The sequence below is a fragment of the Streptomyces sp. NPDC027189 genome (assembly GCF_055566975.1).
Window position 1 is genome coordinate 36,210 of sequence record NZ_JBVHRI010000013.1, and the last position, 16,435, is coordinate 52,644.

Sequence of the window (16,435 nt, forward strand, 5' to 3'; positions counted from 1 at the left end):
GGGCCGCCCCTATCGGCGGGGGCGAGCCCCCTACTTCCCCGTGAACTTCTCGTACTCCTTGAGCACATCCTCCGTGGGCCCGTCCATCCGCAGCTCCCCGCGCTCGAGCCACAGCACCCGGTCACACGTATCCCGGATCGACTTGTTGTTGTGGCTGACGAGGAAGACGGTGCCCGCGGACTTGCGCAGCTCCCGGATCCGCGCCTCGGAGCGCTTCTGGAAGGAGCGGTCCCCGGTCGCCAGGGCCTCGTCGATCATCAGCACGTCGTGGTCCTTCGCGGCGGCGATGGAGAAGCGCAGCCGCGCCGCCATGCCGGAGGAGTACGTCCGCATGGGGAGGGTGATGAAGTCGCCCTTCTCGTTGATGCCGGAGAAGTCGACGATCTCCTGGTAGCGCTTGCGCACCTGTTCCCTGGACATGCCCATCGCGAGGCCGCCGAGGTAGACGTTGCGCTCGCCGGTGAGGTCGTTCATCAGGGCCGCGTTGACGCCGAGGAGCGAGGGCTGGCCGTCGGTGTAGATCTTGCCGTTCTCCACGGGGAGCAGGCCCGCGACCGCCTTGAGCAGGGTGGACTTGCCCGAGCCGTTGGTGCCGATCAGGCCGATGGCCTCGCCCCGGTACGCCGTGAAGGAGACGCTCTTGACGGCGTGCACCTTGCGGACGCCCGCGGCCTGCTCGGCCTTCTTGCGGCGCAGGATGCGGTTGAGGGCGGCGGTGGCGCTGCCCTTCCCGGCGCCGGTGCCGTTGACGCGGTAGACGATGTCGACGCGGTCGGCGATGACGGTGGGGACGCGCGCGTCCTCGATACCGGCCGCGGTCGCGGGCCGGATGTCCTGCGTGATGGTGTCAGCCACGTCCGTACGTCTCCTCGGCCTTCCAGAAGTAGATGAAGCCGCCGACCCCGGCGACCAGCGCCCAGCCGATCGCCAGTGCCCACACGTGGTGCGGCAGCTGGTGCGCGTGGAAGCTGTCGATCAGCGCGAAGCGCATCAGGTCGATGTAGACGGCGGCCGGGTTGCTCGCAAGCGCGATCTCCACCCAGTGCGGCACGCTGCTGTGCTTGAGCATCTTGTCGATGCTCCACATGACACCGGAGACGTACATCCAGGTGCGCAGGATGAACGGCATGAGCTGCGCGATGTCCGGCGTCTTGGCACCCATCCGCGCCATGACCATCGCCACGCCCGCGTTGAAGGCGAACTGCAGTACCAGCACGGGCACGGCCAGCAGCCACGAGGCGCTCACAGGCACGCCGAAGCAGAGCAGGATCACGATCAGCGCGGCCATCGAGAACAGCAGCTGCTGGAGCTGCTGGATGGCGTACGACACCGGCAGCGCGGCCCGCGGGAAGTGCAGCGCACGGACCAGGCCCAGGCTGCCGGAGATCGCCCGGGTGCCCGCCATGATCGAGCTCTGCGTGAAGGTCCAGATGAAGACGCCGGTGACCAGGAACGGGATGAAGTCCGGCACACCGTGGCTGGTGCCGAGCAGCACGCCGAAGATGAAGTAGTAGACCGCCGCGTTCAGCAGGGGGGTCATCACCTGCCAGACCTGGCCGAGCTTCGCCTGGCTGTACTGGGCGGTGAGCTTGGCGGTGGCGAACGCGGTGATGAAGTGGCGGCGCGCCCACAGCTGCCGGACGTACGCGGGCAGGGACGGGCGGGCGCCGCTGACGGTCAGGCCGTACTGGGCGGCGAGCGCCGCGGCGTCGTCGGCGGGGGAGACCGACGTCGGGGGCGGTGTGTGGAGGACCTGGCTCACATCCGCTGCTTTCGCTCGGGGGTGGAGTGCGCGGGGTCTGTCCTTGACGTTTCTTACTGCGTCTTTGCCAGCTTCTTACGTCGGGACGGGACCGTATCGTCGCAACGTGAGCGTAGGGCTTTTCGACGTCGGAACGCAACCGTTTCGTCGTAACGGCCTATGCTGGTCCGTATGACGCCGAACGCCGATGCCCCCAAGACGCAGCCGCGCCGACGGGCCCCCGCCGGGGCGGCCGTCCTCCGAGAGGATGTGACCGAGGCCATCCGCGCCGCCGTCTTCGAGGAACTCGCGGCCGTCGGCTACGCCCGCATGTCCATCGAGGGCATCGCGCGCCGCGCGGGCGTCGGCAAGACCGCTGTCTACCGGCGCTGGCGGTCCAAGCTGCACTTGGTGCTCGACCTGGTCTCGGCGATCGCGGTCCAGGGGCTGCCCGCCCCTGACACGGGCTCCCTGGAGGGCGATCTGCGGCTGCTCTACGAGGTCACCTCGCGCGCCCTGCGCCACCCCGTCGCCGGGCAGATCATCCCCGACCTGCAGGCCGAGGCGGCCCGCAACCCCGACATCGCGGACGCCATGCAGAAGGCGCTGCGCGAGGGGCAGCAGGGGGTCGCGAGCGGAATCGTGGCGGCGGCGGCCGCGCGGGGTGAGGTGCGCGAGGACATCGACCTCGAACTCGCGCTCGACCTGATGTCAGGCCCCCTGTACTGGCGGGCGGTCGTGGTCCGCGGGCCCAAGCTGCCCAAGGGCTATCTGGCGAGTCTGGCCCGGGCCACGGCGGCGGCGCTCAAGGCGCTGTGATCACGCGGCCGCCTTCGCGGAGGCCGGTCACGCGGTTGCCCGGCGGCCCTTGAGGAGGCTGACGCCGGCTCTCAGCGAGACGACGCCCATGCCGACGGCGGTCATGACCGCCCTACGTGCCGTCGACCACGAAGGGGCGGCCGCGGCGACGACGAGGTTGAACAGGAACAGGAACCAGAGGACGGGCTTCGAGGCGAGCAGCGACTTCATGAGGAGTGTCCCTTCGCGGCGAGGAGGCCGAACAGGTCGGGCACGCCGCCCGGCCCCGCCTCGGCGGTGCGCACGATCGGCAGGCCGGCCGTGGCGTTGAGGAGGTCCGCGAGCGGGAGGTGCCAGGCGCCGACACGGGCCCGGACACCCGCCGCGTTCCACGCGTCGAAGCTGCGGGACCGGTCGGCGTACCGCTCGTCGAGCAGCACCCTCGGCCGGTCGCTCCAGTCGGCGAACGCGCCGATGAAGCACGGATGCACCCCCAGGTGCACGAACCGCCCTCCGGTCCGCAGCACCCGGGCGACCTCCCGCAGCACGGCCGCGTAATCGGGCACGTCGGTGTGGGCCGGCGCACACGCGACAGCGGGCACGGCCCCGTCCCCGAACGGCAACGCCGTGGCGTCACCCGCGACGACGGACAACCGCCCCACCGCGTACCGTAGTTGACCACCCGACAGATCCACCCCGACGGGCGTCCACCCCAGCCCGCCCAACACCGGCGCATGGGCCCCCGTCCCACAGCAGACGTCCAGACACGTCCCCTCGCCCGGCCCCAGCAACTCCTCGATCGCGGCGTGCACCCGCTCGATGTACGCCCCCGCCGTGCCGGCCGACATGAAGTCGTTGTACCAGTCGGCGTGTTCGTCATACGTCGCTGCGCTCGCCCCGGGCCCCATGCGGTTGATGCCAGGGAGAGCACCCAGGGCCGCACGGGCTGTTCGCTCAGGGCATGGCGTCGTCCGGCCGACCGGCCAACCGACGGGCGAGGTGGGTGAGTTCCGCCGCCCGCAGGACTCGTCCGCCGGAGCCCGGCAGAGGGACGTGCAGCGGCTCGGTCCACCGCTCCGGGATGGCGTCCGCTCCGTATACGGCGCCTGCCAGGCCGCCGGTCACGGCCGCGACGGTGTCCGTGTCGCCACCGAGGTCGATCGCGGCCCGTACGGCGTCCTCGTAGGAATCGGTGGTGCGCAGGGCCCAGACGGCGGAACCGAGGCAGGGCCATACCGCGCCGTTGAATTCGGTTGCCTGGTCGGGATGCCAGTCCGGGGCGAGGACGGTGGCGTAGCGGGCTCGGTGGTCCGGGTGGACGACGTCGAGGGTTTCCGGGATCGCGGTGAGGGGGTCTTGGCCGGCCAACGCCACGCGGACCAGTTCGTGGAAGAGCGCCGTGCCTTCCCAGGCCGCCCGGTCGCCGTGGGTGAGCGCGGCGATGCGGCGGGCGGCGGCCATGGTGGCGCTCCGGCCGTGCTGGGCGAAGTGGACGGCGGAGGTCGACGCCCGCATCAACGAGCCGTTTCCGGCGGCTCGTTGGTTCGTCTGATAGTGGATGGCCGCGGCCAGGTCCCAGGGGTCTCCGCCGTTGAGGACCGCCTCGGTCTGCAGGCCGATGTCCTTGGGGTCGGCTGCCGCCCACCGCTGGAATCGGCGGAAGATGTCCGGGAGTTCGAGGCCGTCGTGCTCGAGCAGCGATTCACCGACCAGCACGGCCATCTGCGTGTCGTCGGTGGCCTCCCCCGGGTCCCAGCCACCGCCCCCGCACATCTCGCCGCCGTACCTGGGGCTGGGGAAGCGGGCAGTGAACGCTCCTTCGGGACCGAACTCGAACGGGGCCCCGAGGGCGTCGCCCACTGCCGAGCCGAGGATGGTGCCGGTAGCGGTCATTGGGGGAGCCTACGGGGGCGTCGGCGGGCCCGAGGGCCAAGGGGCTAAGTGCGGCTCGCCCCCGGGTGCAGGCGTACCCAGCCTTCCCAGGCCGACGTGATCATGTCCTGGACGTCGTACTTGGCCTTCCAGCCCAGTTCGGTGGCGATGCGGTCGGCGGACGCGACGACGCGGGCCGGGTCGCCGGGGCGGCGGGGGGTGGTGACCGGGGGGCGGTCGTAGCCGGTGAGGGCGTTGATGCGGTCGATCATCTCGCGGACCGAAACGCCTTCGCCGCGGCCGATGTTGAGGGTGAGGTCCCTGCCGGGGGACGCCTCCAGGGCGCGGGCCGCGGCCACGTGGGCCTCGGCCAGGTCGACCACGTGGATGTAGTCGCGGACGCACGTTCCGTCGGGGGTGGGGTAGTCGTCGCCGAAGATGCGCGGGGGCGCGTTCTCCGTGAGCTTTTCGAAGACCATGGGGATGAGGTTGAAGACGCCCACGTCGGCCAGTTCCGGGGACGCCGCGCCCGCCACGTTGAAGTAGCGGAGGGAGGCGGTGGACAGGCCCGTGGCACGGCCCGTCGCGCGGACCAGCCACTCGCCGGCCAGCTTTGTCTCGCCGTACGGGCTCATCGGCACGCATGGCGTCTCCTCCGTCACCAGATTCACGTCCGGCATGCCGTACACCGCCGCGGACGAGGAGAAGACGAACGAGCCGACCCGCGCGGCCGTCACCGCTTCCAGCAGCACCCGCAGGCCCTCGACGTTCTCCCGGTAGTAGTGCAGCGGAAGGTCCACCGACTCGCCGACCTGCTTCTTCGCCGCCAGATGCACGACACCGGTGACGGAGTGCTCGGTGAGGGTCCGGGACACCAGCTCGCCGTCCAGGGTCGAGCCGACGACCAGCGGGACATCGGCGGGTACCCGCTCCGCGATCCCCGTGGACAAGTCGTCGTAGACCACGGCCGGTACGCCCGCGTCGAGCATCGCGCGGACGACGTGCGCCCCGATGTAGCCGGCGCCGCCGGTGATCAGCCAGGTCATGTGCGACCGTCCCTCGTCAGTGAGCCGTGGTGATGCGTGTGTCGTGCGGTCGCGTATCAGTGAACCAGGCGTTTGAGGCGCCGGCGTACCACATCGGTCATTCCTCTCCATCCGGACGCCGTGCGCAGCGCCAGCGCCCCCGCGTGCGTGCGGTACGGCTGCACCAACAGGACGCCGCGGCGGGCGTCGAGGACGGCGCGGCGGCGCAGCAGGCCAGGGCCCGCGAGCGCGTGCGCCGTGGCCTCCCGGCTGGTGCCGTCGCGGAAGCGGAGCGCCAGCCGGAGGTCCCACGTTCCCGCGCCCAGCGCCGCCAGGTCCACCGGCGTCTGGGCCGTCCAGACGTCGCCGTACCGGTCCGGCAGGAGGTTCACCTCGCGGCGCAGTCCCACACGGCCCTCCTCCCGGTGCACGAACTCCACGTCCACCGACGCCGGACCGGCTTCCGCCATCCGCCCGTACAGCTCGTGCAGGCGCAGCCGCAGCCGGGTGCCACGCGCGCGGGGCCGCAGCTCGGCGTCGACGGTGGCCGGCAGCAGGTGGGCGGGGCGCGTGAGGAGGTGGTCCAGCGTGACCTGGGGGAGGTCGTCCGACCAGATGGGTGTGGCGTCGGAGGCGCGGGCGTACGGCGGGAGCAGCCGGGCCGGGCGGGCCGCGAGCTCCTTGAGACGGGGCAGGTCGCGGGGGGTGGGGGAGGCCAGCACGACGCGGGCGACGAGGCGGCCGGGGGCGGTCGGGTTGACGGCGAAGTCGGTCGCGTCGAAGGACGAGAGGTACGCGCGCGTGAGCTCCCACCAGGCGCTCCGGTACTCCGGGCCGCGCAGTTCGAGTTCGCGCGTGTACATCCGCAGCTCGTGGTCGAGGAACTTGGCGTGCGCCGCCCGCGCGAGCTCCTTCTCGCCCGCGCCGAGCAGGATCTCGTGTGCGGCCCGGTTCGCCTCGGTCCTGGCCCGCCAGTTGGCGATGTCCGCGCGGTCGAGCGAGATCGAGAGGTGAGCAGCCTCGCGCCGTACGTGCCAGACGTACACCGTGTCCGGGATGAGCGCGATACGCGGCCCGGCGGCCAGCACGCGCGCGGTGAACACGAAGTCCTCGTAGCGGAAGCGGCCCTCGGGGAAGCGGATCCCGTGCTCGCGCAGGAAGTCGGCGCGGTACAGCTTGTTGACGCACAGCGTGTCGCGCACCAGGCGGGTGCGCCGAGCGGGGTGGGAGACGAGGGCGGGCTTCGCGTAGAGGGCGCGCTCCCAGGGGATCTCGCGGCCCGACGGCAGTTCCCGGCGCACGCACAGACCGGCCGCGACCTGCGTGCGCTGCCCGTCCGCCGCCGCGAGCAGCGCCTCCACCGCGCCGGGCGGCAGCACGTCGTCGCTGTCCAGGAACATCACGTACGGGGCCGTAGCCGTGTCGATTCCGTCGTTGCGGGGGCTGCCGCAGCCGCCGCTGTTGACCGTGCGGCGGATCACTCTCAGGCGTGGCTCGGCGGCGGCGAGGCCGTCGAGGAGAGCTCCGCTGCCGTCCGTCGAGCAGTCGTCCACGGCGATCACCTCACGGACGGCCGGCCCCTGCGCGAGCGCCGAGCGCACCGCGTCCGTCACATGGGAGGCGTCGTTGTACCCGATGACGACCACACTGACCTGCGCGTGCTGAGAGTTCATGGGATCCACGGGCCGAAACGGTAGGTGTTGCGGGTAATTTTCCGTTAAGAGGCACTTAGTGTCTCGTGCGGAAGACGGCAGGAATCGGGTGCGGGTTCCGTGGAGACCCGTCGGATTTGACCCGGCCTGTCGCATATGTCATGGCCATGGGAAGGCCCGACCGCCACAGCCGCGCGAACGACAGTCCCGCGGCCGTCGCCAGCAGACCGTTGCGTACGAGCATCAGCAGGCAGCCCGTCCACGTGCTGTGGACGACTTCCCTGTAGAGGCCGGGGTACGCCACCGAGCTGACCGCCGTCGCCGCCACGATCAGCGCGGCCACCGGGCGCTGTGTGGTGTGCCGCGAGGTCAGGCACACCGCGGACAGGCCGAGCAGCCACACCATGTACTGGGGGCTGATCACCCGGCTCGTCACTGTGAACAGCAGCACGGCCGCGAGCGCCGCGTCGTAGGCGGTCGCCGCCGTCCAGCGCCGCGCCCGCACCCGCCACAGCAGCAGGAGCCCGAACGCGGCGACCGTGAGGGCCAGCGAGACGGCGGTCACCACGGAGACGTACGGGCCCACGAACTCCATCGCTCCGTACTGGTAGCGCACCGTCCCCGGCCACCCGGCGCGGCGCGCGAAGCCCAGGACCGTGCCCCCGAGCGACTCGATCTGCACACCCCGGCCGCCCTGCTGGCGCAGGAAGTCGAACGGGTCGCTGAAGACGGCTGTCAGCAGGACGAGCAGTGCGACCGCCGTGATCACTGCTGACGTCCAGACCTGCCGGGTCGTACGGCCCCGGGGGATCCCGATCAGTGTCAGCGCGGGCCAGACCTTCGCCAGCGCCCCCAGCGTGGCGAACGCGCCGCACGCGCGCGTGGAGCGCGACAACGCCAACAGCGAGATGACGGCGAAGGCGGTGACCTGGACGTCGTAGCGGGCGAGCGGGATGTGCAGAAGCAAGGGGAGGCCCCATGTCCACAGGACGGCGCCGCGCAGGCTGCGCCCGGGCCGCCGCCCCGCGCGCGTGAGGGCGTAGGTGATCCCGGCGTCCGCGAGGAGCGTGAGCGTCACGAAGGCGGTGAAGTACGTCAGCGTCGGCAGCAGGGCGGGCGCGAGCAGCACCGGGCCCGCGCCCGGCGGGTACTGCCACAGGCCGTCGCCCACCGGAAACGCGCCCTGCGACAGGACGCCGTACCAGCGGAAGTACAGGTGCCCCACCTCGCTGGAGACCCCGCCCCGGCCGAGCGCGGCGAGGCCGTCGTGGGCGAGCAGCCACAGCATCAGGGAGCGGGTGGCGAGCCAGGCGGCGGCGAGGGCAAGCGGGCGGTGGGGTCTCTTCAAGGCGCTCATCAAGCCCGGATCGTAAGCCGCATGGATGCCTCACGACAGTTGATATGCCGTCAATCACCATCAAACGTTGGGTAATAGCAAAAAATCGGTCCCATGGTGAACGCGTGGGTGAGGTGGTCCGGGGCCGGGCGTTCGGGGGCGGCGGCCGTCCTGCTGCCCGTGTCCGCCATGCTGGTGATCGGGCTCTGGGGGCTCGACCGCGGCGGCATGTGGCGGGACGAGGCGGTGACCTTCCAGGTCGCGCGGCGCTCGGTGCCGCAGATCTGGCAGCTGCTGCACTCCGTCGACGCGGTGCACGGCCTCTACTACCTCCTGATGCACGCCGCCCTCGCCCCGCACCCCGGCGAGGTCGCCCTCCGGCTTCCCTCGGTCTGCGCCGCCGCCACCGCCGCGGGCCTTGTCGCGGCCCTCGGCGTCCGTCTGTGCCGCCCGCGGGTCGGCCTGTGGGCGGGGCTGCTGTACGCCGTCACGCCCATGGCCGGGCACTTCGCGCAGGAGGGCCGGTCCTACGCGCTCGTCGCGGCCGGGACGGCGGGGGCGACCGTGCTGTTGGTGCGGGCCATGGGGGTCCCCCCTGTTCGAGCGGAGCTGCGAACTTGGGCGCGGGCCGGAAGCTGGTGGGCGTACGCAGGGGTGGTCGCCGTGACGTGTCTGCTGCACGAGCTGGCGATGCTCCTGCTGCTCGCGCACGCGGGGACGCTGGCGCTCGTGCGGGTGCCGGCGCGGGTGTGGTGGCGGTGGGGGTGTGCGGCGGGAGCCGCGGTCATGGGGCTGGTGCCGCTCGTCCTCGTCTCGCGGGGGCAGTCGGCGCAGGTTGCGTGGCTGCCGCGGCCCGACACCGGGAGCGTGGAGCGACTGCTGGCGGCGTTCACGGGGCCGACGCTGCTCGTGGTCGTGCCGTACCTGGTCCTCGCCGCCCTCGCCGTGCGGCCGCCGTTCGTGCGCCGGGGCGAGCTGTCGCTCCCGGCGGTCGCCCTGCCCCTCATGGTGGTCCCGCCGGCGGTGCTGATGACCGTCTCGCAGTTCTGGCCGCTGTACGACGACCGTTATGTGCTGTACGCCCTCGCCGGGGCGCCCCTGCTCGCCGCGGCGGGCGCCGAACGGCTGGTGGGCCTGCTGCCCCGGCTGCGCCTCACCGTCCCCACCGGACCGCGCATCACCCTCACCGGCGTCCTGACCATCGCCCTCGCCTTCGCCGTCCAGCTCCCCCTCCTCCGCGAGGACCGCGCCGCCGACCTGCGCGCCGACAACCTCGCCGCCGTCTCCGCCACCGCCCACCGCGAACTGCGCCCAGGCGACCCGGTGTTGTTCCTGCCGTCGATCGTGCGACGGTCGGCGCTGGCGTATCCGAAGGGCTTCCGCGGGATCCGGGATGTCGCGCTCAGTACGCCGGGGCCGGCGTCCGGAACGCTGTACGGGCTGGAGGCGGACCCGGGAGAACTGCGCCGCCGGCTGGCCGGGCTCGACAGGGTGTGGGTGGTCGCCGAGCCGTTCGCGCTGCGCCCGACCTGGTATCCGGCCAGCCCGACCGAACAGGTCAAACTCACCGTGGTCGACGAGGAGTTCGTGGCTCAGGAGGAGGTCGTGCGGAAGGGCGTGACCCTGCGCCTGTATGTGCGCAGGGCGCCCACGCCGGACATCGGCTGGGTGGTCGACTAGACGCAGCCCGGCGTCTCCTCCAGGGCCGCCTCGTCCAGTGCCGCCGTCAGGCGGTCGAGGCGGGCCCGGAGGTCGCGGATCTCTTCGAGGTCGGCGCCCGTCGCCGCGGCGATCCGGCGCGGTACGTGCAGGGCGCGCTCGCGCAGGGCGACGCCCTCGTCGGTGAGGTGGACGTGCACGGAGCGCTCGTCGCGGGCGTCGCGCTCACGTCGTACGAGACCGGCCGCCTCCAGGCGCTTGAGCAGCGGCGACAGCGTCCCGGAGTCCAGCCGCAGGTGCTCACCGACCTTCTTGACGGGCAGCTCGCCGTGCTCCCACAGCACCAGCATCACCAGGTACTGGGGGTAGGTGAGCCCGAGGTCCTTGAGGATCACGCGGTAGACGCCGCCGAAAGCGCGCGAGGCGGCGTTCAGGGAGAAGCAGATCTGCTGGTCGAGACGGAGGTAGTCCCCGTCGGACGGCGCGGGCGGGGCCTCGGGGCTCGGGGGGGGTGTGGCGGTCATGACTCCAGGATAGCTCTTGTGAGCCATTTAGTTGTGCGCAATTGAATTGCGTGCTCTAATTGAGGCCGTGAGGCGGTCGGACCGGCCGCCCCGGCAGGACTTTGACTTTGAGAGGGACGGTCTCCATGGACGCGATCTACACCGCTGTCGCCACTGCCACCCACGGCCGCGAGGGCCGCGCCGTCAGCTCCGACGGCAAGCTCGACCTGCAGCTGGCCCCGCCGGTGGAGCTGGGCGGGAACGGGCAGGGCACCAACCCCGAGCAGCTCTTCGCCGCCGGGTACGCCGCCTGTTTCGCCAGCGCCCTCGGCCTCGTCGGCCGCGCGGCCAAGGTCGACGTCAGCGAGGCCGCGGTGACCGGTGAGGTCGGCATCGGCAAGCAGGGCGAGGGCTTCGCCCTCAAGGTGACCCTGCGCGTCGAGCTGCCCGACTCCGTCGACGAGGCGACCGGCCGCAAGCTCGTCGAGCAGGCCCACCAGGTCTGCCCCTACTCCAACGCGACCCGCGGCAACATCCCGGTCGAGCTCATCGTCGAGTAATTCCGGAAGACGCGGTGACCGTGCCCGGCTCCCCGCGTCCCCGCAGGGGCGTGGAGCCGGGCGACGAGGCAGCCGCGAGCCGTCGCGGCCTCCCGCCCTCGTTGCGGGCGGGGTCGGGCCAGTCGGGTGCGGCAAGGCCCGGGCCGCAGCCCGCGACGAGGTGGGCGGCGTGGTACGCGTCCGTGATGGCCGCCTGGCCGGGCTTGATGTGCGGGACCCGGGACTTTCACCTCCCCGAAGACGCGAGCGCTCGCCCCTCCTCCCATTCAAGCCGCCCCTGACCAGAGCCGATGCACAGGGCATGACGTCGACGCACTCCCGGCAACGGTCACCCGAAGCACTCGGTAAACGGCGGCTACCCAGGCAGCGCGGTGGCCAACTCGCCACCGGGAAACGGTACTTGCGGCCCGCCATCGCCCTCCTGCCGGCCCTCGTCATCGGCTTTGCCGGATTCCAGCGGCGCTGGATGGCGGACGACGGGCACATCTACCTGCGCACCGTGCGGCAGATCCTGGCGGGGAACGGGCCCGTCTTCAACGCGGGTGAGCGCGTCGAGTCGTCCACCGGCACTCTGTGGCAGTGGCTGCTCGTGCTCGGGGGGCTGCCGGGATTCGATGTCGCGGCGCTGGCGATGTACGGAGGGCTGTTGCTCACCGTCGCGGGATTCGCGTTGGCCGGGCTCGCGGCGCTGCGGCTGTACGAAGGCGGAGGCAGGGGCCGGAGCGGGGCTGCCGCCCGAAACCCGATCCCGCTCGGCGCCCTTGTCCTGCTCGCGCTGCCGCCCGTCTGGGACTTCGCCACCTCTGGCCTGGAGACGGGGCTCGCCACCTGCTGGATCGCGGGTGCTTGGCTGCTGCTCATCTCGCGCCCGGACCAGCTCGGCACGTGCGTCGTCGTCGGACTCGGGCCCCTCGTTCGGCCCGACCTCGCCCTCGTGACGGTCGTGTTCCTCGGCGCGCAGTGGCTGATGGAGCGCCCCTCGCGGCGTGCGGCACTCACCGGCCTGGGGTCGGCGCTCGCACTTCCGATGGCGTACGAGATCTTCCGGCTCGGGTACTACGGGCAGTTGATGCCGCTGCCCGCCGTCACCAAGGAGGCCTCGCGGAGCCTGTGGGGGCGCGGGTTCGGGTATCTCGGGGACTTCGCGGGGCCGTATCTGCTGTGGGTTCCGGCGCTGTTCGTCATCGCTGCCCTGCTGCCCGTGAAGGGTGAGAGGCAGTCCGGGCCTCCGCTGGTTCCCGCGCTCGCACCCGTCGTCGCGGGGCTCCTGTGCTGGGCGTACGTCATCAAGGTGGGCGGCGACTTCATGCACGGGCGGATGTTGCTTCCGGGGCTGCTGCTCATGCTGCTTCCCGTGTTCCTTGTGCCCGCGACCCGGACGAGCGCGGTGGTCGCCGTCGCGGTCGGCGTCTGGGCCGTCGGGTGCGCGGGCTGGCTGCACATTCCCTACGAGGGGCGGATCGGGCCTGCCGGGATCGCTGACGAGCGGGGTGTGTACATCCGCCAGAACGCGTCCGAGCACCCGCTCCACCACACCTTCGCGGCTCATCCGCGCAACAAGAGGTACGGGGAGCTCGTTCGCGCGGCCGCCCGGTCAGGCGCACCCACGCTCTTCCTCGGCACCGGCTCGTACCCCGCCAACTCGCCTTCCGTTACCGGCGTTTTCACCGTCCTCGGCTTCAACGGCAGCGTCGTCCCGCTGAACGGAGCCGCCCTCGACTCCATCGGCCTCGCCTACCCGCTGGCCGCCCATTCCGAGCGCATCACCGGCAGCCGTGTCGGGCACGACAAGAGGCTGCCTGACGAGTGGATCGTCGCCGACCGCGCCGCGCCCCACACCCTCCCGCACGGCATGAACCCGGCGTTGGTCAACGCCGCGCGCCGCGCTCTGCACTGCGGGCCGCTCGCCGAACTCCGGGCGGCGACCCGTGATCCGCTGACCCCGGGCCGCTTCTGGCACAACATCACCGGCGCCTGGCAGCGCACTGCGTTCCGCTTTCCGAACGACCCCGTGCGGGCCGAGCACCAGCTGTGCGGCACACGGTGACCGACCCCAGGTCGGTGTCCTGTCCGTCCGGCTGCAAGCGGGCGACGAGTCCATTCCGGGTCTCCCGTAACCCTCGCGAACTGCTCAGCGCCCCACCCTCGCGAGTACCTCGCCCGTCTCCCGGCTCCACGCCACCACCGTCGCCTCCACGGGCACCCGCCGCCAGCGCGTCAACAGCAGCCAGCGGACGTGGTAGCGGCGGGTGACGGCGCCGCGTTCGGCACGGGTCGACGCCGGGTCGAGGTAGCCGCGGACCGCCGCGAGCCGGTGCAGCCGCTCACCCTCGTCGAGGGCTGGGTCGGGCCAGAGGGGCGCGGCGAGGTCCGGGCCGTAGCCCGAGATGAGATGAGCGGAGTAGAAGCCGTCCGTGATGACCGCTTCGCCGGGCTTGATGTACCGCGCCGCCCACGCGTACGTCGGCCAGTGCGGCGGCTGATCGAAGCCGATGGGGTCGAGTGTGCGCGGCACCACCGCGCCGGCCTGCACGGTGAGGAAACCGATGCAGGCCCCGACGGCCGCCGCCCCGCCCAGCAGGCGCCGCCCGGATCGCCACGGTCCCGGCGCCGCCAGCTCCACCCCGAGCGCGAACTGCAGCGGCACCAGCGTGAGCCCCAGGATCCTGCCGTACGTGTAGTGCCCGCTGACCCAGCCGTACGCCACCGCCAGGCACTCCAGCGCGAACATCAGCACCAGCGGATCCCGCCACCAGTGCCCTTCGCTCCGCCCGGCCCGCCGCGCCCGCAGCCACAGCGCGGGCACCCCGATCAGCGCCAGCCAGAAGTGCCCGGGCAGTCCGTCGTACAGCCGCTCGTGCATCGCGTCCACTCTGCGGTCTCCGGTGAGCGCGAAGACGTCGAAGTACGGCCAGAAGGACGCGACCAGCAAGGCCGTCCCGGCCGCCATCGCCCACCGGCCCACGACGGCCGGCCGCCACCCGCGCTGCCATGCCGCCACGAACGCCATCGCCCCGAGCACCGCGGCGATCGACGTGATCGGGTGCACGAGCAGGATCAGGCCGTACAGCGCGCCGAGCCCCTTGTACCCCCACAGGCTCCGCAGACCGCTCGGACCGACGTACCGGACGAGTCCGCCGGTGCCTCGCGCGAGCCTGCCCGTCAACGCCCAGGCCCAGAAGGTCAGTCCGATGGCGAACGCCGACGGATAGCCGAGGTTCCCCGTCATCGACATCAGACCCAGATATCCGCTCCACCAGGCCCGTTCGGTGCCCCACAGCAGCACCATCGCGAACAGCGACAGGACCGGAGCCCATTGGCGAGGTGTCAGGACACGGACGAAGCGGCCGATGCCGGTCAGCAGGACCAGCAGATTGAACGGTCCGGCGAGCCGTACGACGTCCCAGCCGCCCAGCCCTGTCAGCCGGGCGAAGGCTCCCTGGGCGACCGCGTACGGGGAGTAGTACGGGCTGCCCGCGCCGGGCAGATCCGCCATCGGGTGGAGAGGGTGGAGGAGATGCGCCTTGAGGCGCTCGACGACCGCCGCGTGCTGGCCGGCGTCGCAGCACAGCGGGACGCGCCAGTACGCGAGCGACATCACCAGCCAGAACAGGGCGGCGATGAACTGGTACGGGGTCGGACGCCAGGCGGCACCGCCGCGCAGCGCGGTGGCACCGCGCCCGGCCCGTCGGACGAGGACGTCGGCGCTCACCGGGTGGCGGTGGGGGACGGCTGAGCAGTAGGGCGCATGTATCGCGTTTTCCCTCTCGCGGCGGCTTGTTTTCCTGCCGTCACGCCTTCGAGTGATGTGCGTCGACCCGTGATCGTTGTGAGGGATTACGCCTCTCGGTGGATCTCGGCAGCCGAGCCTGCGACGAGGCGAGTTTTCGGCGGGACTGTACCGCCGCGCGTGATAGGCCATTCGACGATGTGGAAAGCAAAGAGGTTCCTCCGACCGCCGTCGCCTGCACGTGACCGACGTGTGCTCCTTTTCTGCTTCTTCGTGTTCGCCCTTGTGTTCACCGGGGCGCAGTCGGTGCAGATCCAGGGACGTGCCGCCATGGACACACGCCAATACGTGGCACACAGCTACATGTTGCAAGGGGTCGGCCGAGAGGAGGCTTCTCAGCGAGCGCTGGACTATTTCTGTGACAGTGTGCGTGTCAGGTCCGCTCGGCAGGCGAGCGCGGATCTGGCGCGCTACCGGATGAAAAACGCCGGAAAGGCTGCGTATCAGCAGTGCCGGAAGGTGATGGAAGGCCGCGTCGCGCGTAACGCCGAGCGCACCGATGTGAGTGGATACATGGCGCTGTTCAGCGATCCGCGCCTCTCCGCGATCTTCGCCGCCAGACCCGGATACCCCCTGTACACGATTCCCTTCACCCGCGTCTTCGGCCTGGTCGTCGGCCTGTGGGCGGCGTCGCTCCTGGCGACTGTCCTGGCCAGCGGCTTTGTGGTCCTGATTCTGCGGACGCTGGGGGTCTCCGTCCCCGTCGCCCTCCTGGGACAGGTCCTCTACTACGCGCTGCCCACGGGGAAGGAGGCCATGCTGCCCATGTGCGAAGGGCTGCTGCTGTGCCTTCTTCTCGCCGCCGTCCTCGGATGCGTCCGCGTACTGCGGGACCGGATTTCGTCGGGAACGGCGCTTGCCCTCTCGGCGTTCGCCGGCGCGGCATGTGTCAAATACGCGCAGACGCTGCTGGCCGTCGCCGGAATCGCGGCGATGACCGCACTCATCGCCTGTGCGCGCTGGGTAAGGCGGCGGGAGTTCTCACGGCCGGAATTGGCGGTCCTCGCCGCAACGGTCGCGTTCGCGTCGGTGCTTCAGCTCGTCATCGTCGCCTTCGGGCTGCCGAGTACACAGGCCAGTCTTCGGGACCTGATGTCCGTTCACTTCACGAGGCACATGGACCCTCACCCCTGGCACGAGTTCCTGCGTCTGAGCGTCGCCTACTGGAGAGAATGGCTGCGCGATGCGTTGGTACAACCGCTGGTGCCGCTCCTCCTCGCGGGCGGGGCATGGGGCGCCTTCCGGTACCACCGCCCGTTCGGGTGCCTGATCGTCGGCATCGCCGTCGCGGGCATCGTCAACCAGGCCGGACATCCCGAAGTCTCCGTCGGTCCCCGGCTGATGGTGATGGCCATGCTGCTTCCCGTGTGCGGTATCCCGCTCCTTGTCGAGAGCCATACGAGACGGCACGGCAAGAGGGGGCCGGAGACGGTCCTGCCCCCTCGCGTGGGCGTTCAGAAGTCGGTGCCCGAGGCCGCCTCGCGGTGAGCTCCCGCGCG

At 71.4% G+C, this 16,435-nt stretch carries 15 protein-coding genes; 5 read left to right on the plus strand and 10 right to left on the minus strand.

Annotation, left to right across the window (positions count from 1 at the left end):
- Positions 1 to 30 precede the first annotated feature (30 nt).
- Complete coding sequence (locus ACZ4RZ_RS28105) at positions 31 to 855, minus strand: ABC transporter ATP-binding protein (RefSeq protein ID WP_467748680.1); 825 nt, start codon at positions 853 to 855, stop codon at positions 31 to 33.
- Positions 848 to 1,762 (minus strand): ABC transporter permease, encoded by a 915-nt coding sequence (locus tag ACZ4RZ_RS28110; RefSeq protein ID WP_467748681.1) that lies wholly within the window; start codon positions 1,760 to 1,762, stop codon positions 848 to 850. Before ACZ4RZ_RS28110 ends, ACZ4RZ_RS28105 begins: the two co-directional genes overlap by 8 nt.
- Before the next feature lie 171 nt (positions 1,763 to 1,933).
- Here ACZ4RZ_RS28110 and ACZ4RZ_RS28115 point away from each other — a divergent pair, with 171 nt between their 5' ends.
- The gene (locus ACZ4RZ_RS28115) at positions 1,934 to 2,560 is read left to right on the plus strand and encodes a TetR/AcrR family transcriptional regulator (protein WP_467748683.1); all 627 of its coding nucleotides are present in this window, start codon (positions 1,934 to 1,936) and stop codon (positions 2,558 to 2,560) included.
- Positions 2,561 to 2,587: 27 nt separating this feature from the next.
- On the opposite strand, the gene ACZ4RZ_RS28120 is transcribed toward ACZ4RZ_RS28115, so the two are convergent.
- From ACZ4RZ_RS28120 to ACZ4RZ_RS28145, 6 genes are read right to left on the minus strand one after another with little or no spacing between them, the layout of a single operon-like run.
- The gene (locus ACZ4RZ_RS28120) at positions 2,588 to 2,770 is read right to left on the minus strand and encodes a hypothetical protein (RefSeq protein ID WP_467748685.1); all 183 of its coding nucleotides are present in this window, start codon (positions 2,768 to 2,770) and stop codon (positions 2,588 to 2,590) included.
- Complete coding sequence (locus ACZ4RZ_RS28125) at positions 2,767 to 3,447, minus strand: class I SAM-dependent methyltransferase (protein ID WP_467748687.1); 681 nt, start codon at positions 3,445 to 3,447, stop codon at positions 2,767 to 2,769. Before ACZ4RZ_RS28125 ends, ACZ4RZ_RS28120 begins: the two co-directional genes overlap by 4 nt.
- A 46-nt stretch (positions 3,448 to 3,493) precedes the next feature.
- Positions 3,494 to 4,432: an ADP-ribosylglycohydrolase family protein gene (locus ACZ4RZ_RS28130; protein ID WP_467748688.1), complete on the minus strand. Its 939-nt coding sequence runs from the start codon at positions 4,430 to 4,432 to the stop codon at positions 3,494 to 3,496.
- 44 nt (positions 4,433 to 4,476) lie between these two features.
- Positions 4,477 to 5,457, minus strand: a complete 981-nt coding sequence (galE, locus tag ACZ4RZ_RS28135; RefSeq protein WP_467748690.1) for a UDP-glucose 4-epimerase GalE — start codon at positions 5,455 to 5,457, stop codon at positions 4,477 to 4,479.
- A gap of 56 nt (positions 5,458 to 5,513) precedes the next feature.
- Positions 5,514 to 7,109 carry a glycosyltransferase family 2 protein gene (locus ACZ4RZ_RS28140; protein WP_467748692.1) on the minus strand — a complete coding sequence of 532 codons (1,596 nt, stop codon included), beginning with the start codon at positions 7,107 to 7,109 and terminating at the stop codon, positions 5,514 to 5,516.
- A gap of 55 nt (positions 7,110 to 7,164) precedes the next feature.
- Positions 7,165 to 8,445, minus strand: coding sequence for a glycosyltransferase 87 family protein (locus ACZ4RZ_RS28145; protein WP_467748693.1), 1,281 nt, complete (start codon positions 8,443 to 8,445; stop codon positions 7,165 to 7,167).
- Positions 8,446 to 8,538: 93 nt separating this feature from the next.
- On the opposite strand from ACZ4RZ_RS28145, the gene ACZ4RZ_RS28150 reads away from it, so the two are divergent.
- Positions 8,539 to 10,104: a glycosyltransferase family 39 protein gene (locus ACZ4RZ_RS28150; RefSeq protein WP_467748694.1), complete on the plus strand. Its 1,566-nt coding sequence runs from the start codon at positions 8,539 to 8,541 to the stop codon at positions 10,102 to 10,104.
- Here the strand turns inward: ACZ4RZ_RS28150 and ACZ4RZ_RS28155 are convergent.
- Entirely contained in the window at positions 10,101 to 10,607 is a 507-nt protein-coding gene (locus ACZ4RZ_RS28155; RefSeq protein WP_467748696.1) for a MarR family winged helix-turn-helix transcriptional regulator, read from the minus strand. The genes ACZ4RZ_RS28150 and ACZ4RZ_RS28155 overlap by 4 nt on opposite strands.
- A 125-nt stretch (positions 10,608 to 10,732) precedes the next feature.
- Between ACZ4RZ_RS28155 and ACZ4RZ_RS28160 the strand changes: the two genes are divergently transcribed.
- Together ACZ4RZ_RS28160 and ACZ4RZ_RS28165 are read left to right on the plus strand one after the other, a co-directional pair.
- Positions 10,733 to 11,146, plus strand: a complete 414-nt coding sequence (locus tag ACZ4RZ_RS28160; protein WP_467748697.1) for an organic hydroperoxide resistance protein — start codon at positions 10,733 to 10,735, stop codon at positions 11,144 to 11,146.
- A 400-nt stretch (positions 11,147 to 11,546) separates the two neighbouring features.
- Positions 11,547 to 13,193 carry an arabinofuranosyltransferase AftB family protein gene (locus ACZ4RZ_RS28165; protein ID WP_467748698.1) on the plus strand — a complete coding sequence of 549 codons (1,647 nt, stop codon included), beginning with the start codon at positions 11,547 to 11,549 and terminating at the stop codon, positions 13,191 to 13,193.
- Between the two features lie 84 nt (positions 13,194 to 13,277).
- On the opposite strand, the gene ACZ4RZ_RS28170 is transcribed toward ACZ4RZ_RS28165, so the two are convergent.
- A complete protein-coding gene (locus ACZ4RZ_RS28170; RefSeq protein WP_467748700.1) occupies positions 13,278 to 14,858 on the minus strand; it encodes a hypothetical protein in 1,581 nt (526 codons plus the stop codon).
- A gap of 540 nt (positions 14,859 to 15,398) precedes the next feature.
- Here ACZ4RZ_RS28170 and ACZ4RZ_RS28175 point away from each other — a divergent pair.
- Complete coding sequence (locus ACZ4RZ_RS28175; protein WP_467748702.1) at positions 15,399 to 16,424, plus strand: hypothetical protein; 1,026 nt, start codon at positions 15,399 to 15,401, stop codon at positions 16,422 to 16,424.
- The last annotated feature ends 11 nt before the right edge of the window (positions 16,425 to 16,435 follow it).